Below are 20,529 nucleotides of genomic sequence, written 5' to 3' on the forward strand. Positions count from 1 at the left end.
GCCTTAAACGGTGCTGTTCAGGGGCTCACGCACGACCAGGAGCCCCGCGTTGGACGGGGGGAGGGCCCCGGATCCCTTGTCAACCGGAGGGCGAGACCGAAAGGTCGCCGTCTCGCACGCCTACAACGGGAGCTCGTGTTCCCGAAGGCGAGACACCTTTTCGCACGTCCGACCCCCTGCTGGAGGTTGATGTGTACCGACGAAGAATCTGGGCGCTGCCTGTGCTGGACCGGCACGGACGGCTGCCCTTCGCGTCACCCACCGCCACCCAACTCGCCGGGACTCCCGGTCGGCGGTTCCTCCGCAGCCCACTCCAGGCTGCGGCCGGCTGCCTCCTCCGCCCGTCCAGCGCCCTTTGGCGTCGTACGGGCGGGGTCGAGGGGAGCCGGAGTGTTCTTCCTGCTTCACCCCTGACGAAGTGCAGCCCCCGGCGCTCGAACGCCGGGGGCTGCTGTTCGGTCCCGTTCCTCTGTGGAAGGAGCAAGACCTTGATGTTCATCGATCTTGTGCAGGACCCCGTTACCGGTGACTGGTACGGCGACGGGCCGACCGACGCCGACCTGGCCGCCATCGAGGCGGAGCCCCCGGTGCTCATCTCCGGTGAGTTGCTGTTCATCGACGTTCAGATCGCGCTCATGGAGCCCGCCCCGGCCGCCTTGGACGTGCGCCGCCGGCGCCGCGCCGAGGCCCGCCTGATGGCCGCCCGCCGCGACGCCGCCAACCGGGGGGCCCGCCGCGCAAGGGCAGGGGACGCGGCGTGAAGGCGATCACCAGCCGCGCTCAAGCCGACGCCGCAGAACGTGCGCTGAGCGTGGGCATGTGGTCCATCGTCAGCGGAGCGATGCTCTTCTCCGTCCTGACCGTCACCCCCCTCATGACCGCACACACGCCCGACGACTGGGCGTGGACGGCACCGATCCTGCCGCTCGTGGTCGACTCCGCCGTGGTGATCGTGGTCCGTCTCGACTCCGTCCTGGCCCGCCTGGGCGGTCGGGGTGGGCCGTGGCCGGTGGCGCTGCGGTGGATGACCGGCGCCATGACCCTCCTGCTGAACGTGGGAGCGTCCGCGCTGGTGGGGGACCTGGTCGGCGTCGCCGTCCACTCTGTCGCGCCGCTGCTGCTGATTGTGACCGCTGAGGCGGGTCTCGCCTACCGGCGGGCCCTGGCCGCCGCTGTCAAGGGGCTGGAGGAGCGGGAGGAAGCCACCCGGCAGGCTCGCGAGACGGCCGCGGAGAAGCTGGAGGAGGCCCGCCTGCAGCGGGTGCGTGAACGCCGCGAGCACGAGGCGGCCGAGGCCCGTGAACAGCGTGAACACGAGGCCCGCCTGATCCGCGAGGAGGCCGAACGCGCGGAGCGGGTCCGGCGTGAGGAGCGCGAGGCCCGTGAGCGTCACGAGCGGGAGGAACGCGAGGCCGGTGAACGCCGTGAACGCGAGCGTGAACAGCAACGGCTGGAGCGTGAACGCGCTGAACGCCAGGCCCAACAGCAGAGGGAACTGGAGGCCCGCCAGCAGCAGGAGCGGGAGCGTCAGGCCCGTGCCGACGAGGTCGAGCGTGAACGCCGTGAACGCGAGCGTGAACAGCAACGGCTGGAGCGTGAACGCGCTGAACTCCTGGCCCTCGGACCGGCCGCGGAGAAGCTCCCCGAGCCCGAGGCCCGCACGCTCGTCAAGCGCCTGCACGCCGTCGGTCTCGGGATCCGGGTGGCCGCCGAGCTGACCGGCTGGTCCGTCGGCTGGGTCTCCGGCCGCTACCAGGAACTCCGCACCCCGCCCGCCGGCCTCGAAGGAGCCGCATCGTGAAGCTCTCCCCGATCACCGCCCCCGCCGAGCCGGACGACCTGCTGATCCGGATGCACAACCAGGTCGGTGCCGCCGTGGACGTCACCGGCACCCCCGGCAGCTCCTACTGGGCCTGCCACGGGTGCGGCCACGGCTACAGCAGCATCGACCACCACGTGGACACCAGCCGGGCCAGGGCCAACGACCACGCCGCCGGCTGCCGGGCCGCCTACCACCGCCTCGACCGATGAGCGGCCTGCCCGTCTACCGGTGGCGTCTGGCCCCCGAGGGCCTGGCCACCCGTCGACAGCTCCGCGCCGCCGGCCTGCGGCCCGGCGGGCAGGACGTCGTCGCCCAGCTCGAACGCCCCCGCCGTCGGCACGGGCCGCTGGTCGCCTACCTGTACCGGGTCGACCTGGCCCGACCGGTGAGGCCGATGACCCCGGGCCGCCGGGCCGCTTTGGAGCGGGCGAACACGGCCCGCCGCACCTGCCCCGCCTGTGCGCGGGACGCCGGCTACGTGATCCCGGCCTCCCTCGGCATGTGCGTGACCTGCGCCGACGCGCCGTCCCTCGCCGCCTGAACACCCCGAATCTTCAAGGAGTTCCAGTGACCTCCAAGACCTCTTCCACCCCCGCCACCGGCACTTCGGCCGCCGCTCAGGGCTCGCACATGTGGGTGCTGACCCTGGAGCTGCCCGGTCGGACGATGACGACGCAGTACGGGACGTGGACCCCGCCCGCCGACTCCACCCGCTACGACGTGTTCGTCGCACTCCGGGGCCACATCGTGGCCCAGCACCCCGAGATGGCCAACGCCAACTGCGTCTTCTTCAGTCTGGAGCCCAACGGGCTCTGACCGTGGCCCGTGTGCTCAGAGGTTGTCGAGGACCCGGAGCACGGTGGCCGTCCAGTACATGCGCATGCGGTGCCCGAATCCGCAGTAGCGGCGGTACCAGCGGCTTTCGTGCGGCATGAACTTCCCACACCAGCGGCACAACCCCGCCTCGTCGTGCTTGTCCCGCTTGATCCAGCCCATGCGCTCGCCCCCCGTCCGGAACGTCAGCAGGGCCCGGCCGCCAACCTCTCACAGCGCCGGCCGGGCCCCCTTCTCCCGTGAAGGAGCACGTTCAGCATGACCGAGACGATCGTGGAGCCGCAGGCTCCTCCCGAAGAATCCACCCCCGCCCCGGCAATGCCGCCCGCCGCGACCGCCCCCAAGGCGAAGCGGGTGGAGCACACGCCGGGTGGTTTCCCGGTCGTGCCGTTGGCCCTGTCCGGGGCGAACGGCACGGCCGGGCTGGTGGCCACCGCCGCCCTGGCCGGCGGTCCGGCCGTCGCCGTCGCGACGGTGACCGGCGCCGCCGTCCTGGGCGCCCTCGCCGCCCACCGCCGCACCAAGACCAAGCCCGCCACCAAGCCCACCCGCACCAACGCCCCTGCGGCCGGTGCGGGCAAGGCGGGCCGGGGTGGGGGTGGCCTCTTGGGTGGGGTTCCCTCCCAGACCCGCAGTTCTGCCCGTACGCCCGGCAAGGGGACTCCTGCCGGTGGCTTACGTGCCGGGAAGGGGGCCGGATCCGCCGGCCGTCCGTCGGCGGGGGCCGCCGGGCGACCGGCCGCCTCCCACCGGGGCACTCCGATCTCGGCGTCGAAGCCCGGTGAACGTCCGTCGGCCCGGCAGAAGGCCGGTCAGACGTTGGGCGGTCTGGCGGGCGGACGTGCGGGGCAGGTCGCCGCGCTGCGGTCGGCATCCCGCGCTCAGACCCCCACCCGTGCCACCGCCCGGGAAGCGTCGGTGCGGGCCCGGCGGCAGGTCGCCGACAACCAGCGGGCCGCGAAGGCCGCCCGCCGGGACGGGGACAGTCCGGCCGCCGGTAAGCCGCGGGGTGTGGCCGCGCGGACCCTGGCCAAGGCCATGGGCAAGACCGCCGCCCTGCGCGACAAGACTGTCGCCGCCGGTCGTACCGCCCGCGACACCGGCACTGCCCGCACGCTGGGCAAGGCCCGGGAGGCTGTGAGGGAGGCGGCCCACCGCAAGCGGGTCGCGCACCTCAAGGCCCCCGCCCAGAAGGCCGCCCGCAAAGCGTTGCTGCGTTCGGCGATGCGCTTCCACGCCCGCCGGGCCCTGGCCGGGATCCTCGCTGCCGGCGTCGGCATCCTCGGCGCCCTCACCACCCCGCTGGGTCGCAAGCTCGGCTGGTCCTGGCTGATGCACCCCGGCCGGCGCCTGTACCGGTTCCTGACCGGACGGGCCCGCACCGACCGCGAGGCACGCGACGCCGAGATCCAGGCCGACCTGCAAACGGCCGAAGCCGACGCCGAAGCGCAGGCCGACGCCGAACGCGCCCAGGACGACATGCAGGTCGGCGACCGCGCCGCGCGACCTGCCTCCCTGATTCCCGAACCCCCCAGCGAAGGAGCCCTCATGTCCACTCCCACGCCCGCGTCCGGGTTCAACTTCGAGGAACTCGCCGCCGAACTCGCCTCCGCCGCGCAGTCCTACGAGCCCGAGAACTGCATGGAGATCCTCGCGATGATCGAGAACCTCCCCGAGGCCCTCGAACTCATCGCCGCCGTCCTGCGGATCCTCGCCGAGCGCTCCGACTCCGAGTTCCCGCTGGAGAAGGTCGTCGCGGACACCTTCGGGGACCTGTACGCGATGTTCCTGAACGTCGTGGACTTCTCCGCCGAGCTGGCCCCGGTCTTCCGTCAGGCCCACGAGGCCGACATCGCCCGCCACGAGGACCCCCGCAACGGCGCCGAGGCCGAGAAGGGCTGGAACGTCTGATGACCACCAAGACCCAGCCCCTCACGCACAACGGTCTCGCCCTGGACTGGGCCGCCGGCCACGGGCCGATCACCGGCGCCCTGTCCGCGACCACCGGCGCATACGCGCTCGCCGCCGTCGGCACCCTCACCCACATGCCCCCCACCTGGGCCCTGGCCGCCGGCACCGTCGGCGCGATCGGCCACACCGCCTCCGGCCTGCGACAGAAGCTCGCCGCCCGCACCATCGGAGCGCGGGCGGCGGCATGGATCCTCGGAGCCGGATGGACCACCTGGGCCCTGACCACCGGCCCCCTGACCTGGGGCGCCCTCGGCTCCCTCGCCGTCCTCGGCATCGGCATCGGAGCCTCCGCCCGCGCCACCGGCCTCTACGAAGAAGCCCGGGAGTTGGAGGCCGCCGCCGAGATGGAGCGGCAGATCGCCCGCGAACTGTCCGCCGAGCGGCGGGCGATCGCCGCCGAGTGGGTGGAACGGATCCAGCGGGTCTGCGGGATCACCGTGCGCGTGCTGGCGGTGGAGATGTGGCCGACCGGGAGCGGGTTCACGATCGACGCCGAACTCCCGGCCGGCGGGACCACCTACGACCGGATCGCCCAGCACAACGCGCGTCTGTCCGCCGACGCGCGTCTGCCCCACGGCTGCACCGCCGCCGCCTCCCCGGGCATCGACCAGGGGCGGGTGCTGATCGACGTCACGACCGCCAACGTCCTGGCGACCACGGTTGCGTACCCGTCGGAGTACGGGCCGTTGTCGATCCACACCGGGATCCCGTGGGGGTATCGGACCAACGCGGAGGAGATCCTCACCTACCTGCGCGAACAGTGCGCGCTGGTGGTCGGCCCCACCGGGTCCGGCAAGACCAACATGGTCCACGTCATCCTGGCCGGTCTCGCCCGCGCCACCGACATCCTGACCTGGGTCATCGACCTCAACGCCGGATCCGCCGGCCTGCCCTGGGTCCGCCCCGCCCTCGAAGGCGGTCAGGGCACCCCCATCCGGCCGGGGATCGACTGGTTGGCCTCCACCCCGGAGGAGGCGCACCTGATGTTGGACGCGGCGATCGCGATCGCCAAGCGCCGCAAGGTCGCCTACCAGCAGCTCATGGCCGACGTGAACACCGATTTGCTGCCCGTGTCCGCCGAGATCCCGCAGATCATGCTGGTCGTGGACGAGGGCGCCGAGATCCTCGCGAGCAACGACAAGACCCTGCGGGTCCTGGCGGCGAAGATCCTGGAGGTCATCCGGATCTCCCGCGCGATGGCGCTTCGGACCGTGCTGACCGCCCTCGGGGCGACCGGTGCGGTCCTGGGCAACCTGATGATCCGCCGCGAGGCCAAGACCCGCGTCGTCCTGACCGGCGGCGCGACCGAAGGCATGGACCTCGGCAAGCTGTTCCCCGGCTCCCGGGGCCTGCGCATCGAACAGGCCCCGTACAAGGGGTCCGGGTTCATGGGCACCGTCGAGTCCCCGGCGGGGTTGTTCGGGACGTGGCGGATCCTGCCCAACCAGATCCGCGACATCGTCCACGCCACCAGCGACCGGCACCCTCGCCTGGACGACATCTCCGCCAAGGCCGCCGGCCCCGCCTACGCCCGCCGCTGGGACCAGGCCCGCACCGCGTGGATCACCGAAACCACCCCCGATCCCGAACCGGGCCAGGGTGCCGGCGGCGGGCCGACCACCGTGGAGCCGACGGCGGCGGGTGGGCGGGCGCGGGGCCTGAACCTCTCCGCCCACCGCACCGAAGACCGGCCGGACGAGGACCGGTTGGCGGCCGAGTTCCGCCGCCAGATCGACGCCACGTTCCCCACCACCGACGAACCCTCCACCACCGGCGGCGAGCCGGGAGAGGAGCGGAAGCGGAAGGAGCGGCCGGGGCTGAACCTGTCCGCCCTGCGCACCCCGACGACGGACGAGGACGGCGCCGCCCGGCAGGCCGCCCTCACCGTCCTGGAAGCCGCCGGACCCGAGGGCACCGGCGCCTCCGCGATCGCCCGCGTCCTCGCGGACGAGTACGGGACCACCCGCCAGACCATCAGCGGATGGCTCCAGGAGTGGACCGACGAGGGTGTCGCGGTGCGGATCGGAACGGGCACCAAGACCCGCTACGTCCACCGCACCCACGCCCCCACGGACTCCTCCGAGGACTGACTTGTCGCTTGTCGCCCCCACACCCAGGAAAACCCCGCTCCGGGCCTCCCAAGGGCCCGGAAACGGCTTGCGACCTGGGAGGCGACAAGCGACAAGACAAGCGACAAGACAAGTGAGGCGACAAGCCGCACGACAAGCACCCGACAAGCCGGCCGACAAGCCGCGGGCACCCCACCGAACCCCGTCCGGGAGGGTGCCCGCGGCCGCCGAAGGGACCACGTTGTGCACCACAAGACCGCCCTGCCGATCCCCACCCACCCCACCACCCACCACGCCCCATACGGCGCCCTCCACCAGACCCGGGGGCCGGTACCCCCGCTCCCGGAACTCCCGCCCGGGGTGGAGGTCGTCACCCTCCCCAACGGAATCCGCACCCTCGCCTACACCCACAGCCCGACCCCGCCCACCACGGAACCGGAACCCGCCCAGATGGTGGAGCCGATCCCGCGTTGGGCCCGTACGACGGCGCTTCTCGCGCCGACGGTCGGGGGCGGGATCGCCGCCGCCGGCTTCGGAATCTCCTACGCCGCCCCCGGGATCCTCGCCATGGCCGACGCCCTCTGGGCCGCCGTCGCCCTCATCGCCGCCAGCGCCCTCACCCCGTTGCTTCTCCGCGCCGCCCGCGCCACCGGCCGGGGCCCGGCGCCGGTCCAGCACGTCACCCAGAACATCACCGCGTCCGGGATGTTCGGCCGCGCGAGCGGCACCCTCAACCAGCGCTGAACAGGAGCCACCCATGGACGAAGACACCTACTGCGACGACTGCTGCCAGTACAACTGCCCCGGCCACCACTGGTGCCAGGACTGCGACACCGAGGAGTGCACCGAATGCCACGGCTGTGACTGCCCCGGCTACGAGTGCGCCGGCGCCGCCGCCCACAACGGCTTCTGACCCCCGACATGCCGAGAGCGGCCCCCACTCACGCCAATGACCGGGGCCGCTCTCGTCCAGAACGCTCAAGAACTGGAGAGACCAGCATGACCCACACGACCGACATCCGGCGAGAGGGCCACCGGTCCGCCTTACTGGATCTGTTCTCCTGCGCCGGCGGCGCCGCCATGGGCTACCACCACGCCGGCTTCGACGTGACCGGCGTCGACATCCGCCCCCGCCCCCGGTACCCCTTCGCGTTCCTCCAGGGCGACGCCCTCACCGTCCTCGCGGACCTGATCACGTCCGGGGAGATCCGCCGGTACAGCGCCGTGCACGCCTCGCCGCCGTGCCAGGCCGGATGCGCGCTCACCGTCGGCACCAACACCTCCCGAGGCTGGGGACGCGCCCACGTCCAGCTCATCCCCGAACTCCGCACCCTCCTCGACGCGACCGAGCTGCCGTACGTGATCGAGCAGCCCAACGGCAAGGCCCCCATCCGCCGCGACCTCGCCCTGTGCGGCGAAATGTTCGGCCTGGGCGTCCTTCGACACAGGAGCTTCGAGCTCGGCGGCTGGACCACCACCCAGCCCGCCCACCCCCGCCACCGCGGCTACGTCCGAGGCTGGCGCCACGGCGTCTACCGCGACGGCCCCTACGTCGCCGCGTACGGGGCCGGCGGCGGCAAGGCCACCGTCGCCGAAATGCAGACGGCGATGGGCATCACCTGGACCGACGTGCGCGAGGAACTCACCGAGGCCATCCCGCCGGCCTACACGTGGTGGATCGGCCGGGCCCTCCTCGCTCGCACCCTGATCGGGGTGGTGGCCGTATGAGCGCCGACAACTTTCCTGCGGTCAACTGCGACGGGCCCGACTGCCGCAACGCGACGCACCACCCCCTCGCGCACACCGTCACCGAGGTACGCCGGATCCGCCGTGAGGACGGGTGGCACACCCGTTCCGGCGGTCGCGACCTCTGCCCGTCCTGCTGGAAGGCAGGACACCGGTGATCCCGCGCCACGCCAAGGGGCACCTGCGGACCGCCCTGTGGCTCGCCGAGATGGGCCTGCCCGTCCTGCCCTTGCGGGCAGGCAAGCTTCCCGTTGGGAACTGCCCCGCCTGCGCCAGCAGCAAGAGCGCCGGCCCGTGCCGGTGCGGCGACCGCCCGAACATGAAGGCCGCGGGCCCTTGCCTGTGCCCCGCACCCTGCCACGGCTGGGCCGCCGCCACCACCGATCCCGACGTCCTCACCTCCCCGGCCTGGGCCCGTGCCTGGGACCAGGCGGAAGCCGTCGCGTACCACCCCGGCGGGGCCGGCCTCACGATCGTGGACCTCGACAACCCCGACGCCATGACCTGGGCCCGCGAGAACCTCCCCGCCACCAAGGTCGTGACCACGACACGCGGCGAGCACTGGGTCTACCGAGGCGCCATGCCATCCGCCAACAAAGTCAGGCCCGGCATCGACCTCAAGTCGCTCATGCAGTACACCCGCTGGTACGGCCCCGGCACCGGCCCCATCACGACCCTGCCGGACGCCGTCCGCGTACTCGTCGTGAGGGAAGAATCCACCCGGCCCCTTCGCGGGGAGGTGGACTCTTCCCCACCCGCCCGCGCCACCTGGGACCGGTCGGTGGCCACCGGATGCCGCCACAACGACACCTTCGTCCGAACCGGTCTCACCCGCGGGCTGGCCCGGATCGCCGCCTGCCGCAAGGAAGGCGCCGGCAGCACCGCCTACGGCGTCGCCCGCTTCCTCGCCAACCAGCACACCCGATGCCCCGGCCCCTGCGGACTCGAAGCCCTCGGTCACCAGGTCACCGCCGCCGCCGTCGCCGTCGGCGTTCCCGAGGCCTACGCCGAACGCGCGGTCACCCGCGGCTTCGCCGCCGTGGCGGTGAGCACGCCATGACCACCCACCCCCGCGCCGCCGAACCGACCCCGACCGTAGACGGCAGTGGTGCGCCGAAGGTCGTCGCCGAAGGCGTCCCTTCTGCTGTTCGCCCTGACCCGCACGGCGACGACGGACGACGCCCCGTCGCCTGGCTCCACATCACCGCCCCCGGCCGCGGCACCACCCCGACCGCCCGCTCGTGGTGCGCCTGCGGGCGGGACCTGTTCGCCGCCGGCCAGGCCCGTGCCCTCGCGCTGATCGCCGACCACGACCGGCACCGCAAGACCTGCCCCCACGTCGCCCCCCAGGAAGGGAAGGCCGCCTGATGAGCGACCTCAAGCCCCAGCCCACCCCCATCGACGGAAGCGTGCTGCTGGACGAGGTGGAGGCCTTCCACCGCCGGTTCAACATCTTCCCGCGCGAAGCCGCCTACGTGGCCGTGACGTTGTGGGACGCCCACGCGCACCTCCTCGACGCTTTCGACGCCACCCCGCGGATTGCGTTCCTCTCCCCGGAGCCCGGGTCCGGCAAGAGCCGCGCCCTGGACGTGATCGAGACCCTCGTGCCCAACTCCATGGCGGCGGTGGACGCCTCGCAGTCCGCGCTGTTCCGGTCCGTGGCCGGAGTCGAAGGAAGCAGGCCCACGATCCTCTTCGACGAGATCGACACCATCTTCGGCCCCAAGGCCGCAGGTGATGAGAACCTGCGGAAGTTCCTCAACGCCGGTCACAGTCGCGGCCGGAAGATGTACCGGTGTGTCGGGGACGGCGCGAACCAGACCGTGGAAGGGTTCCCCGCCTTCAGCGCCGTGGCCCTGGCTGGGCTCGGGTCCCTGCCCGACACGGTCTTCACCCGCTCCGTCATCATCCGCATGCGCAAGAAGGCACCCAACGAGAAGTGCGAGCCCTGGCGCGAGCGCATCCACAAGAAGCAGGGCAACGCCCTGCGTGACCGCCTCGCCGCCTGGGCCGAGTCCGTCCGCAAGCGTGTGGCCGAGTCCTGGCCGGCCATGCCCGACGGGATCACCGACCGGCCGGCGGACGTGTGGGAGCCGCTCCTCTCCGTCGCCGAAGCAGCCGGGGGTGACTGGCCGCAGCGGGCCCGCGCCGCCTGCCTGGAGCTGGTCGCCGCCGCCAAGGAGAACGACGCCTCCTCGCTCGGCATCCGGCTCTTGACGGATCTTCGTGATCAGGTGTTCCGGGGTGAGGAGCGAATGCCGACCGCGGCCATCCTCGAATGCCTCCTGCGCATGGACGACGCCCCATGGGCCGACATGGACGGCAAGCCCCTCAGCTCCCGGATGCTGTCGCAGATGCTCGGCCAGTACGTCACCTCCGCCAACAAGCCCATCAAGCCCCGAGGGATCCGCGTCGGCTCCGCCACCCCCAAGGGCTACTACGCCGAGGACCTGGCGGACGCCTGGGCCCGCTACTGCCCCCCGCACCCCCAGAAGTCCGCAACATCCGCCACAGCCGCCACACCGCAGGTCAGCGGGGGTGAATCTGTGGCGGAAACCGCCACAGCCATCCGCCACATGCACGCGGAAACCGCCACACCGCTCTTCCCCGTCGCCGGATAACCACCCGCGACCCCAGGTGCCGCCACGTCCACGCGTGGCGGCACCGATCCGCCACAAAACCGGGATCCGCCACAGATTCAAGCCGCTGACCAGCGCTGTTGCGGCGTGGCGGCTGTTGCGGATCCCCCAGAGCGAAGAATCCCGACCACCGCCCTGGGAGGTAGCAGTGAGTTCCCCCTTGCCCACCACCCACCAGGCCCTGACCGTTCCCGAGGTCATGGCCGCCCTGCGGCTCAGCCGCTTCACCGTCTACAACCTGATCCGCTCCCGCGCCCTCCCGAGCTTCACCGAGGGCCGCTCGCGCCGGATCCCCGCAGACAGCGTTCGCGCCTATCTAGAAGCCAAGTTGGAGGAAGCAGCCTGATGGCACGCAAGAGGAACCCGAACGGCGCTGGCAGCATCTGGCAGCGCAGCGACGGTCGGTACGAGGCGCGCGTATACGTCCCCCAGCCCGACGGCACACGCAGCCGGAAGACCGTCTACGGCAAGACGTGGGAAGAGTGCGACACCAAGCGTCAGGAGCTGGTCCTCCGCGACCGGCAGGGCATCCCGACGCCCACCCGCTCAGCCAAGCTCTCCGAGTGGCTGCCTTTCTGGCTGGAGACGTTCGTCAAGCACGACCGCAAGAAGACGACGTACGCCAAGTACGAGACCCACGTCCGTCTGTACCTCATCCCACATCTGGGCTCAAAGCGTCTGGAGACCCTCGGGGTACGAGACGTGCGGCGCATGTTGGCCGCCGTGACCGCGCAGGCCTCCGCCGCAACGGCGAAGGAGTCGCACCGCGTGCTGCGCAGTGCGCTCACAGCGGCGAACCGGGAGGAGCTGATCAGCCGCAACGTGGTGATGCTCGTGCCGGCCCCGCGGGTCGTCCAGCGCGAGTTGAAGCCGTGGGACCTCGACGAAACGCTCACGTTCCTGGAGGCCAGCCGGCGCGACCCGCTGTACCCCGCGTTCGTACTGGCGGTCGCCCTGGGGCTGCGCCGGGGCGAGATCCTCGGGCTGCGCTGGTCCGACATCGACTTCGACCGCCGGACCCTGACCGTGCGGAATCAGATTCAGCGCGTGCAAAAGGAGCTGTACGCGGACTCCACCAAGAACAGGCGGAGCCGAGTCATTCCCCTCCCCCGGATGTGCGTGGCGCCCCTGCGCTGGCAGCGGATGCGGCAGGTCGCCTTGCAGGCCGCGGCCAAGGACCAGGAGTGGGAGGAGAGCGACTACGTGTTCACGACCCGCACCGGCCGGCCGATCGAGCCGCGCAACATCAGCCGGTCCTTCGAGCGGATCGGCCAGGACGCGGGCCTGCCGCGGATCCGGCTGCACGACGCCCGGCATGGGTGCGCCACGCTGCTGTTCGCGGCCGGGGTGGCGCCCCGGGTGGTGATGGAGATCTTGGGGCACTCGCAGATCGCCGTCACGATGAACATCTACACCCACGTGGCCGACGGCGGCCGTCGGGAGGCGATGGGGCACATGGACCGGCTGCTGCGCCGGCGACGGCCGAGCGCGTGAGGGACTGCCGTCACTTTTAGCCGTCAAAGGCCCCCAACCATGATCGGTTGGGGGCCTTCGCACTGGTGGGCGCGGACGGTTTCGAACCGCCGACATCTGCTTTGTAAGAGCAGCGCTCTACCCCTGAGCTACGCACCCGTGGACGAGTGGACAGCCTACATGGCGTGCGCACCCCCGGCGCAAACGCGTTGCCGTGGGGGAGAATGGACCGGGGCATGGTGGCGGACGGGGTACGGGAGAGGCACTGTGACAACGGCATCCCGGCGGTGGTTCGGTGGGCGGGACGAGAGTCGGCGGGCTGACGCGCAGGCGGCGAAGGATGCCGCCGCCGCGGCGTTCTACGCGTTGGACACCGCGCAGCGGGATCTGCGGATCTCCATCGAGACGATCGCCGCCGCGGACGGGTCTCCCGCCGCCCGGCAGGCCACCGAGGGGTTCGCCGCCCTCGGGCGGCGGATCGACGAGGTCAGCCACGTGTACATCGAGGCCGTCGACGCGCACGACCTGGACCGGGTCGATCTGGAGGGCTCGGCCGCCGCGCAGGCACGGCAGCAGTTGACCCGTGCCAAGGACGAGCTGGTACGCGTCCAGGGGGAGCTGGAGCGGTTCGCGCAGGGGCTGCAGCCGCTGCTGGACAAGGCGGAGACGCAGCTGGCGCGGGTCGCGCCGGCGCGGGAGCGTGCGAAGGCGGCGCTGCTGGCGGCGACGGGCGCGCTGGACGCCGCGCGGGCGGGCGGGTTTCGGGCGGACGACCTGGCGGCGCGGCTGGCCGCGCTGGGCCCGGAGCTGACGAAGCTGAACCAGGGCGCCGCGCTGCACGGGGTGCAGGAGACGGTGCAGCGGGCCGACCGGATCCTGCGGGACGCGGAGGCCGTACGGGCCGAGGCGGCGCGGCTGCCGGAGCGGGCGGCGGAGATCGACAGGCGGCTGGTGAGCCTGCGCACCCGGGCGCAGGCCCTGCGCCATCGGGCGGAGCGGGTGGATCCGGTGCTCAGCGAGCTGCGCCGGCGGTTCAGCGCGGCGTGCTGGCAGGACCTCCAGCAGGTTCCCGAGCAGGCGGTGCGGGACGTCGCGCGGGCGCAGGAGCGGCTGCGGGAGGCGGGCCGGGCGCGGGAGGAGCAACGCTGGGCCGACGTGGGGGCGCTCGTGGAGGCGGTGCGCAGCGCCCTGGACGCGAGCGACGAGGCGGTGTCGGCGGCGCAGGACCGGTTGACGCGGCTGGAGGCGGTGGCGCGGGATCCGAAGGCGGAGGTGGACCGGACCCGGTTCGCGATCCGGGACGCGCAACGCCTGGCGATGGCGGGCCGTAGCGTTCCCGAGCCGCGGCACGCGCGTCCGCTGGACGAGGCGGTGGCGCGGGTGGACCGGGCGGTGGCGGGGTTGGACGGGCGGCATCCGGACTACTGGGCGTTCCTGCTGGAGATGGCGGACGTACGGGCAGCCGTCCAGCGGGTGGTGGACGGGATCCGGGCGGAGCGCGGCCAGGGGTAGCGAAGGGTAGCGAGGGGTCCCGGTTGTTTCGTCGCGGCCCGCGGCGGATGCTGGGAGGTGCCGGGAACGGAGCAGAGGAGGGCACCATGGCTGCCCACGCCGCCCACAAGTCCCACAAGGCCCACCAGCCGCGCCAGAGGCGCCAGATCCGCCAACCGCACCCGTCCTACGCGCCCCACGCGGCGTACGGGTGCACCGAGCCGCACGAGCACTACGCGCCCTACGTGCCCCACGAGCAGACCGCGCCCCCCGGCCCACACCGGTCCGACCGGTTGACGCGGCGCTTCGGGCGTATCCTGCACCCCGTCAACGCCCGGCTCGACGAGCATCTGCCCACCGACCACAAGCTCAGCACGGTCTACCGGGTCGGCGCCGGCCTCATGGGCCTGCTGCTGGTCGTCTTCGGCATCCTCGGGCTCGTCAACCGGATCGGCTTCTTCGACACCGGCGGCGACACGGTGCTCGCCCTGAACACCAACGGCGCGCTGAGCGTCCTGTCGATCTGCATCGGCGCGCTGCTGTTCACCGGGATGGTGGTGGGCGGCACCTTCGCCTCGACCCTGAACATCGTGTTGGGCCTGGCGTTCATCGCGAGTGGTTTCGTGAACCTCGCGCTGCTGGACTCGGACTTCAACTTCCTGGCCTTCAGGATTCCGAACGTGCTGTTCAGCTTCGTCGTCGGCGTGATGCTGATGTGGTTCGGGATGTACGGGCGGGTGGGCAGCGCCCTGCCGCACGACAACCCGTACTGGCGCGCCCGCCACCCCGAACAGGCGGCGCGCGAGCAGCGGGCACGGAGGGCCGTACTTCCCGAACACCCCCGCGCCTCTTAATCTGAGCCGCATGCCCCGTTACGAATTCCGCTGCCGGACCTGCGACGACACCTTCGAGGTCAGTCGTCCGATGGCCGAGTCCTCCGCTCCCGCCGACTGCCCCGCCGGGCACGCGGACACCGTCAAGCTGCTGTCGGCGGTCGCCGTCGGCGGGACGAGCGGCGCGCCCGCGCCGGCCCGCGCCATGGGCGGGGGCGGAGGCTGCTGCGGCGGCGGGGCCTGCGGGTAATTCGCCGCGACCATCAGCCCGGCCGTCAGCCGGTCGCCACGGCCCCCGCGGCCGTCAGCGCTTGCGCGAGAGGGTGAGTCCGTCCGAGATCGCCAGCAGGACGGACTCCATCCGCGTGTCCGCGTCGACGTGGTCGTTGAACGCCCGGACGCTCGCGCCCCGGCTGCCCGGCGACTCGTCGAGCACGGTGCCGTGGAAGAGGGTGTTGTCCGTCACGATCAGGCCGCCCGGACGCATCCTCGGCACCAGTTCCTCCCAGTAGAGGATCTGGCTCTCCTTGTCCGCGTCGATGTAGGCGAGGTCGATGTGCGGCTCCGTCGGCATGGCGCGCAGCGTGTCGAGGGCCTGTCCGATGCGCAGGTCGATGCGGTCCGCGACGCCGGCGGCGGCCCAGGCCTCGCGCCCGTACGCCGTCCACTCCTCGGAGATGTCGCAGGCGACGAGGCGGCCGTCCGGCGGCAGGGCCTGTGCCATGGACAGGGCCGAGAAGCCGGTGAAGGTGCCGACCTCCACGATGTGTCGGGCGCCCGTCAGCCGGACCAGGAAGGCCAGCAGCGGGCCCTGCTCCTGCGCGGACTGCATGCCCGCCGAGTCCGGGAACTTCTCGTACGTCGTCTCGACCAGCCCCCGCTGGATCGCGTCCAGCGGGGGGTTGTGCGTGAGCATGTACGCGTACAGCTCGTCGGTGATCTTGGTGCTGTTGCCCTTGGTCATGCCGTCAGTGTGGCAACCTCGGCCGCGAACGCGCGGATGATTTCCTCACCCGCCATGACGCCGGCCGTGCCCAGCGCCGTCACCGAGGGCGCCGTCCAGGCCGCGTCCGCGAGTTCGCCGTGCCCCGGGCGCCACGCCCGTTCGGCGGCCAGCAGCAGGTCGGCGTCGAGCAGCGAGTCGCCGGCGGCGAGCGTCGTCGTGGCCCCGGTACGGCGGGCCACTTCCCGCATGGCCTCGCTCTTGGTCAGCGGGCGCGGCACCGCGTAGATCTTGCGGCCCTGGAGCGAGACCGTCCAGCCCCGCGCCTCGGCCCACTCGGCCAGGGCCTTCAGCCACTCCTCTGGCACGAGCGCGCGCTCGACGACCAGGTACGCGAACAGTTCCTCCGCCACGCGCGTCTTGCGCAGCCACGCCGGGTCGGACACCGCCAGCAGGTGGCGGTGCACGTCCTCCAGCGGGGCGCACTCGCGCGCCAGGCGCGAGGCCACGGCCCGCCGCCAGTCCCGGTCGGGTACCCCGTCCACCAGCAGCTGGCCGCCGTTGGCGCAGATCGCGTACGGAGCCGGTCGGCCGGGGAAGCGGATGCGCTGGTACTGCTTGCGGGTGCGCGTCGTGGTCGGGACGAAGACCACGGACGGGTCGGCGGCCAGCTCCGCGAGAAGCCCGGCGGCCGTCTCCGTCATGTACGACAGCGGCTTGCTCTCGTGCACCTCGACGCACAGCAGCCTCGGGGCCTGCGCGTCGGGCATGGTCAGGCCGAGGGCGGCCGCGGAGTAGATGAGCGTACGGTCCAGGTCACTGGCTACGAGGACGGTCACTGGGTGGCCACAGCCTTTCCGTCGGCGCCCGTGGCGCCACGCGTGAAGCGGGGGTGGATGAGTCCTACGCAGGTGTACGGCAGCCCGTCGACCTCCTCGACCGGCACCCCGCGCTGCTCGGCGAGCAGGCGTACGTGGTCCAGGTCGGGCCCGGCGCCGCGGCGGGCCAGGATCCTCCACGGTACGCGGCGCAGCAGGACCCGGGTGGTCTCCCCGACGCCGGGCTTGACGAGGTTGACGTCGTGGATGCCGTACTCCTCGCTGATGCGCTCGACGGCGGCCCAGCCCACCCAGGTGGGGGTGCGGTCGGCGGCGAGGAGTTCCTTGACCTCGGCGTCGACGGCGTCGGCGACCTCCTCGAAGCGGGCGGCGACGGCGTCGACGAAGTCGGTGGAGACGTCGGCGGCGGCCAGTTCGCGGTAGAACTTCGCGCCGTGGAAGTCGGCGGGCCCGACCAGGTCGGACCGCAGCACGGTACGGGAGACCAGGCCGGACACCGTGGAGTTCAGGCAGGCGGAGGGGATCAGGAAGTCCTCGCGGGTGCCGTACGTCTCCACGCACGAGCCGGGGTCGGCGAGCACCACGATCTCCGGGTTGAAGCCCTCGAACGCGGCGAGCGCCTCGCGCAGCTCGCGGGTGATGGCGCCCTTGCCGGTCCAGCCGTCCACGAAGACGACGTCGGACGGGTCGTGGTGGGCGGCCAGCCACCGCAGGGCGTTGGCGTCGATGCCCCGGCCGCGCACGATGGAGACGGCGTAGTGGGGCAGGTCCAGGCCGTGCCGGGCCTGCGCCCAGCGACGCATGAGCACACCGACGGGCGTGCCGGCGCGGGCCAGCGAGACCAGCACGGGCGACGGGGAACGCTCGGCGAGGACGGTCTCGGTGACGGTGCCGACGGCGCGGGCCATCCGTGCGGCGGAGGCGTCGAGCGCGCTGCGGTAGAGGGCCTGGTAGGCGTCGGAGGGCTGGTACTCGACGGGCAGGGACTCGGCGTAGTGCGCCCCGCCCGCCTGGATGGCCTCCTCGCGCTCCTCGGTCGGCGCCTCCAGCTCGACCCCGGAGAGGTCCTGGAGCAGCCAGCCGACGTCCTCGGGGGCGTACGAGGAGAAGGCCGGGCCGCGCAGGGGCTCGGGCAGCTCGGGCATGATCGGCTCCTGCCGGTCGGGGACGTGCGAGAGGGCGTACGGCGGCACGTACGACGGGACGACGGCCAGCAGGACCCGGCCCGTGTGCGGGGCGAGGGCGGCCAGCAGGCCGGTCCGCAGGGCGGGGGTGTCGCCGGCCGAGTCGACCACGGCGACGACCGCGTCGAAGCCGGCGCCGCGCACGTTGTACGCGTACCGGTCTCCGGGCCCGTCGGCCGGGTCGTCGTGGGCGGGGAAGACGAGCCGGGTGCGGATGGCGTAGCCCGGGTCGTCCACGGCCAGGACCGGCGAGCGGGTGGTGGTCGAGTACCGCACCTCGCCGGCGGCCCCGGACTCCTCCAGCGCCAGCGCGAGCCGCAGCGGCGCGTACATCAGCTCCTCGTTGCCGAGTACGAGGACCCGTCCCGGTTCCGCGCCGAGCGCGGCGGCGAGCTGCTCGGCCAGGCGCGGCAGCGCCGCCTCCAGGGCGTCGCGGTGGGCGGGGGTGAAGCCGTGCCGGCCGCCGTCGGGCACCCCGGCGGGCCAGTCGAGCGCGATCCGGGTGACGGCGGGGAGCCGCGCAGGAACGGGCTCGTCGCAGGACGCGTTCCCCTCGTGCTCCTCGACCAGCGCCTGCCCCTTGGCCAGCACCCCGTCCGGGAGGGACACCGTGCCGGAGGCCAGGGCGATCAGGTCCACGCGCGCGCCCAGCCCCTCGGCGAAGGCGGTGAGCCGGTCGCGGTCGGCGGCGGAGCGCATGTCCACCAGGGCGACGACCACGTAGTGCCGGCGGGGGTGGCGGGCGTGCAGGTCACGAATGGTGTTCAGGACGGTGTTGCCGGTGGAGAACTCGTCGTCCACGAGGACCAGCGGGCCGTCGCCCGCCAGCAGGAGCGGGTCCTGCGGCAGCAGCAGGTGCGAGGTGGCGTGCGAGTGGGACTCCTCGAAACCGCCGGCCGGCTCGACGCCCGCCACCGGGCGCCGGGTGGAGTGCAGGTACGGGGCGCTGCCGAGGCCGTCGGCGACGCAGTGGCCGAGGCCGGTCGCGGTCTCGGCGTACCCGAGGACCACCGCCGAGGCGGCCCCGTCCGCGCCGAGGAGCTCCCGGACCCGCTCCCCGAGCCCGTACCCGGCGGCGTGGACGACCGCGGGCGACTGCGGGACGTGCTTGCCCAGCACCCGCGAGACGAGCAGGTGGGCCCGCTTGGGGTTGCGGCGCAGCGCGAGCCCGAGGAGGGCGTCCAGGCGCGGGGCGCCGGGGACGGCAAAGTCGCCGCCGTTGCCGCCGTCGCCGCCGTCCCCGTCCCGCAGGGCCACGCCCAGCCGGTCCGCGACCCAGCTGCCCGACCACACCGCGTCCGTCGTCTCGTCGATCGTCTCGTCCTTCTTCCTGTTCAGGGTGCTCACACCTGGAGTCCCGCCGTCAGGAGGTCGACGAAGCCGACCTCCTCCCGCGCCACACCGAAGACCTCGGCGCGCAGCATGGTGCGCTCGGCCCAGGCCCGGTGGGGCTTCACCTCGTTCATTTTGTTCGTATAAGCGGACCGCATCACACCGCCGCCTCCCCGCTCGGGGCGCAGGATGTCCTGGGCGTCGCTGAACTCCTCGTGGGAGACGACCGACAGCGCGTGCACGGGCGTGACGTGCGCCGGGTGGATGCAGGTCTTGCCCAGCAGCCCGTTGGCCCGGTCGAGCTCGATCTCGCGCAGCAGCCCGTCGAGGTCGTGCTCGATGAGGGCCGTACGCAGCTCCTCCACGCCCTCCGCCAGGAAGGGGCTGCGGCGCAGCTGGGGCTTGAAGAGGCGCTGCTGGCTGCGGAAGTACTCCCAGACGGGGCCGGTGACGGTGAAGCCGGTGCCGTCGGCGCGGCTGAGGACGTTGACCACGTCCGCGATGACGCCGGCGACGATCTGGACGTCGTAGGCGGTCATGTCGGGGGTGCGGCGCAGGCCGTACACCGAGCAGAAGTCGGTGACGCCGAGGCGCAGGGCGAGGACGCGCTCGCGGTAGCGGTTGACGGTGCGCGAGATGCCGGCGAGGGCCTCGACGCGGGTTTCGAGGTGGAGCAGGTCGGGGGTCTCCAGGACCGGCATCGCGTACAGCCGGGGCAGTCCGGCGGCGGCTTCCGCCGCCGCGATGGCGTCGAGGAAGGGGACGCCACGACGTTCCGTGAACTTGGGAAGTACGAAACCGGCCAGGTGTCGCACGGTGGCGCCGAGGCGGCGCACCAAGTCGGGTATCTGCTCGGGGGTGCGAACGCGGATGAACAGCAGCGGCGGCTCGGCGCCGTCCGCGCTCTCGGCGTCGAGGGTCGCGAACTGCCGGACGAGGTTCTCCTCGCCGTCCACGACATCGGCGTCGCTGATGGAATCCTCCAGGCAGAGGACCATGGAGACGACTCCGCGGGCGGCCTGCTTGCGGATGTCGGCGGCCAGGTGCGGCCGGGTGGCCGGGCTGTAGAGGGTCGCCCCGAGGCCGGCGGCGAGCGTCCGGGCCGGGGAGGTCAGGGTGAACTCGGCCGGCTCCTGGTGGAAGAGGTCCTTTCGGGCCGTGGGCGAAATGTGCCCGAAGTGACGCATGTGCTTCCCCCGTACTGCCTCGGCGGCCCAACTGGCGTGGCCGGTAATAGTACGTACGAACGTAAGTCAAGAGTTCCTCAAACACATGAAGTTCCGGTAACCCTCTTGCACCATGCCCATCCGTCGCGTTCCGTACAAGGCCCTTACAAGGCCCTTCGGGGGGCCG

At 72.5% G+C, this 20,529-nt stretch carries 24 protein-coding genes and 1 tRNA gene; 19 read left to right on the top strand and 6 right to left on the bottom strand.

Features of this window, described 5'->3' with window-relative positions; translation table 11 throughout:
• Positions 1-491 precede the first annotated feature (491 nt).
• The 5 genes from M4D82_RS11000 to M4D82_RS11020 are packed head-to-tail and all read left to right on the top strand — an operon-like array spanning position 492 to position 2,638.
• Entirely contained in the window at positions 492-761 is a 270-nt protein-coding gene (locus tag M4D82_RS11000; RefSeq protein WP_249765877.1) for a DUF6284 family protein, read from the top strand.
• Between the two features lie 56 nt (positions 762-817).
• Positions 818-1,801, top strand: coding sequence for a DUF2637 domain-containing protein (locus M4D82_RS11005; RefSeq protein ID WP_249771687.1), 984 nt, complete (start codon positions 818-820; stop codon positions 1,799-1,801).
• Positions 1,798-2,031, top strand: a complete 234-nt coding sequence (locus M4D82_RS11010; RefSeq protein ID WP_249765878.1) for a hypothetical protein — start codon at positions 1,798-1,800, stop codon at positions 2,029-2,031. The genes M4D82_RS11005 and M4D82_RS11010 overlap by 4 nt, the downstream gene beginning before the upstream one ends.
• Positions 2,028-2,363, top strand: coding sequence for an RRQRL motif-containing zinc-binding protein (locus M4D82_RS11015; RefSeq protein WP_249765879.1), 336 nt, complete (start codon positions 2,028-2,030; stop codon positions 2,361-2,363). The genes M4D82_RS11010 and M4D82_RS11015 overlap by 4 nt, the downstream gene beginning before the upstream one ends.
• A gap of 26 nt (positions 2,364-2,389) precedes the next feature.
• The gene (locus M4D82_RS11020) at positions 2,390-2,638 is read left to right on the top strand and encodes a hypothetical protein (RefSeq protein WP_249765880.1); all 249 of its coding nucleotides are present in this window, start codon (positions 2,390-2,392) and stop codon (positions 2,636-2,638) included.
• Between the two features lie 15 nt (positions 2,639-2,653).
• Here the strand turns inward: M4D82_RS11020 and M4D82_RS11025 are convergent, their stop codons facing one another.
• Complete coding sequence (locus tag M4D82_RS11025) at positions 2,654-2,818, bottom strand: hypothetical protein (protein ID WP_249765881.1); 165 nt, start codon at positions 2,816-2,818, stop codon at positions 2,654-2,656.
• 96 nt (positions 2,819-2,914) lie between these two features.
• Here M4D82_RS11025 and M4D82_RS11030 point away from each other — a divergent pair, with 96 nt between their 5' ends.
• The 11 genes from M4D82_RS11030 (at position 2,915) to M4D82_RS11080 (ending at position 12,575) form a co-directional block, all read left to right on the top strand.
• Positions 2,915-4,567, top strand: a complete 1,653-nt coding sequence (locus M4D82_RS11030) for a hypothetical protein (RefSeq protein WP_249765882.1) — start codon at positions 2,915-2,917, stop codon at positions 4,565-4,567.
• Positions 4,567-6,717: a hypothetical protein gene (locus tag M4D82_RS11035; RefSeq protein ID WP_249765883.1), complete on the top strand. Its 2,151-nt coding sequence runs from the start codon at positions 4,567-4,569 to the stop codon at positions 6,715-6,717. The genes M4D82_RS11030 and M4D82_RS11035 overlap by 1 nt, the downstream gene beginning before the upstream one ends.
• A gap of 222 nt (positions 6,718-6,939) precedes the next feature.
• Positions 6,940-7,440 carry a hypothetical protein gene (locus tag M4D82_RS11040; protein ID WP_249765884.1) on the top strand — a complete coding sequence of 167 codons (501 nt, stop codon included), beginning with the start codon at positions 6,940-6,942 and terminating at the stop codon, positions 7,438-7,440.
• A 13-nt stretch (positions 7,441-7,453) separates the two neighbouring features.
• Entirely contained in the window at positions 7,454-7,609 is a 156-nt protein-coding gene (locus tag M4D82_RS11045) for a hypothetical protein (RefSeq protein ID WP_249765885.1), read from the top strand.
• An 86-nt stretch (positions 7,610-7,695) separates the two neighbouring features.
• Positions 7,696-8,424, top strand: coding sequence for a DNA cytosine methyltransferase (locus tag M4D82_RS11050; protein ID WP_249765886.1), 729 nt, complete (start codon positions 7,696-7,698; stop codon positions 8,422-8,424).
• Positions 8,421-8,600: a hypothetical protein gene (locus M4D82_RS11055; RefSeq protein WP_249765887.1), complete on the top strand. Its 180-nt coding sequence runs from the start codon at positions 8,421-8,423 to the stop codon at positions 8,598-8,600. The genes M4D82_RS11050 and M4D82_RS11055 overlap by 4 nt, the downstream gene beginning before the upstream one ends.
• Positions 8,597-9,502 carry a bifunctional DNA primase/polymerase gene (locus M4D82_RS11060; RefSeq protein ID WP_283844464.1) on the top strand — a complete coding sequence of 302 codons (906 nt, stop codon included), beginning with the start codon at positions 8,597-8,599 and terminating at the stop codon, positions 9,500-9,502. Before M4D82_RS11055 ends, M4D82_RS11060 begins: the two co-directional genes overlap by 4 nt.
• The gene (locus tag M4D82_RS11065) at positions 9,499-9,810 is read left to right on the top strand and encodes a hypothetical protein (RefSeq protein ID WP_249765888.1); all 312 of its coding nucleotides are present in this window, start codon (positions 9,499-9,501) and stop codon (positions 9,808-9,810) included. Before M4D82_RS11060 ends, M4D82_RS11065 begins: the two co-directional genes overlap by 4 nt.
• Positions 9,810-11,063 carry a DUF3631 domain-containing protein gene (locus M4D82_RS11070; RefSeq protein ID WP_249765889.1) on the top strand — a complete coding sequence of 418 codons (1,254 nt, stop codon included), beginning with the start codon at positions 9,810-9,812 and terminating at the stop codon, positions 11,061-11,063. The genes M4D82_RS11065 and M4D82_RS11070 overlap by 1 nt, the downstream gene beginning before the upstream one ends.
• Before the next feature lie 166 nt (positions 11,064-11,229).
• Positions 11,230-11,427, top strand: coding sequence for a helix-turn-helix domain-containing protein (locus tag M4D82_RS11075; protein WP_053614155.1), 198 nt, complete (start codon positions 11,230-11,232; stop codon positions 11,425-11,427).
• Entirely contained in the window at positions 11,427-12,575 is a 1,149-nt protein-coding gene (locus M4D82_RS11080; RefSeq protein ID WP_249765890.1) for a site-specific integrase, read from the top strand. The genes M4D82_RS11075 and M4D82_RS11080 overlap by 1 nt, the downstream gene beginning before the upstream one ends.
• Before the next feature lie 63 nt (positions 12,576-12,638).
• Here the strand turns inward: M4D82_RS11080 and M4D82_RS11085 are convergent.
• Positions 12,639-12,713 (bottom strand) — tRNA-Val (locus M4D82_RS11085).
• A 108-nt stretch (positions 12,714-12,821) separates the two neighbouring features.
• Here M4D82_RS11085 and M4D82_RS11090 point away from each other — a divergent pair.
• The 3 genes from M4D82_RS11090 to M4D82_RS11100 all read left to right on the top strand — a co-directional run bounded on the left by M4D82_RS11090 (position 12,822) and on the right by M4D82_RS11100 (position 15,128).
• Complete coding sequence (locus M4D82_RS11090) at positions 12,822-14,066, top strand: coiled-coil domain-containing protein (RefSeq protein ID WP_249765891.1); 1,245 nt, start codon at positions 12,822-12,824, stop codon at positions 14,064-14,066.
• Positions 14,067-14,338: 272 nt separating this feature from the next.
• The gene (locus M4D82_RS11095; protein WP_249771691.1) at positions 14,339-14,899 is read left to right on the top strand and encodes a DUF4383 domain-containing protein; all 561 of its coding nucleotides are present in this window, start codon (positions 14,339-14,341) and stop codon (positions 14,897-14,899) included.
• A 10-nt stretch (positions 14,900-14,909) separates the two neighbouring features.
• Positions 14,910-15,128 (top strand): FmdB family zinc ribbon protein, encoded by a 219-nt coding sequence (locus tag M4D82_RS11100; RefSeq protein WP_249765892.1) that lies wholly within the window; start codon positions 14,910-14,912, stop codon positions 15,126-15,128.
• Between the two features lie 54 nt (positions 15,129-15,182).
• Here M4D82_RS11100 and M4D82_RS11105 read toward each other — a convergent pair whose 3' ends face one another.
• The 4 genes from M4D82_RS11105 to M4D82_RS11120 are packed head-to-tail and all read right to left on the bottom strand — an operon-like array spanning position 15,183 to position 20,363.
• Positions 15,183-15,842 carry an O-methyltransferase gene (locus M4D82_RS11105; protein ID WP_249765893.1) on the bottom strand — a complete coding sequence of 220 codons (660 nt, stop codon included), beginning with the start codon at positions 15,840-15,842 and terminating at the stop codon, positions 15,183-15,185.
• The gene (locus M4D82_RS11110; RefSeq protein ID WP_249765894.1) at positions 15,839-16,660 is read right to left on the bottom strand and encodes an HAD family hydrolase; all 822 of its coding nucleotides are present in this window, start codon (positions 16,658-16,660) and stop codon (positions 15,839-15,841) included. The genes M4D82_RS11105 and M4D82_RS11110 overlap by 4 nt, the downstream gene beginning before the upstream one ends.
• Positions 16,657-19,191 carry a phosphoribosyltransferase gene (locus M4D82_RS11115; protein WP_249765895.1) on the bottom strand — a complete coding sequence of 845 codons (2,535 nt, stop codon included), beginning with the start codon at positions 19,189-19,191 and terminating at the stop codon, positions 16,657-16,659. The genes M4D82_RS11110 and M4D82_RS11115 overlap by 4 nt, the downstream gene beginning before the upstream one ends.
• Entirely contained in the window at positions 19,188-20,363 is a 1,176-nt protein-coding gene (locus M4D82_RS11120) for an HpcH/HpaI aldolase/citrate lyase family protein (RefSeq protein WP_249765896.1), read from the bottom strand. Before M4D82_RS11120 ends, M4D82_RS11115 begins: the two co-directional genes overlap by 4 nt.
• Positions 20,364-20,529 lie beyond the last annotated feature (166 nt).

The sequence above is a fragment of the Streptomyces sp. RerS4 genome, assembly GCF_023515955.1.
Lineage (GTDB): Bacteria > Actinomycetota > Actinomycetes > Streptomycetales > Streptomycetaceae > Streptomyces.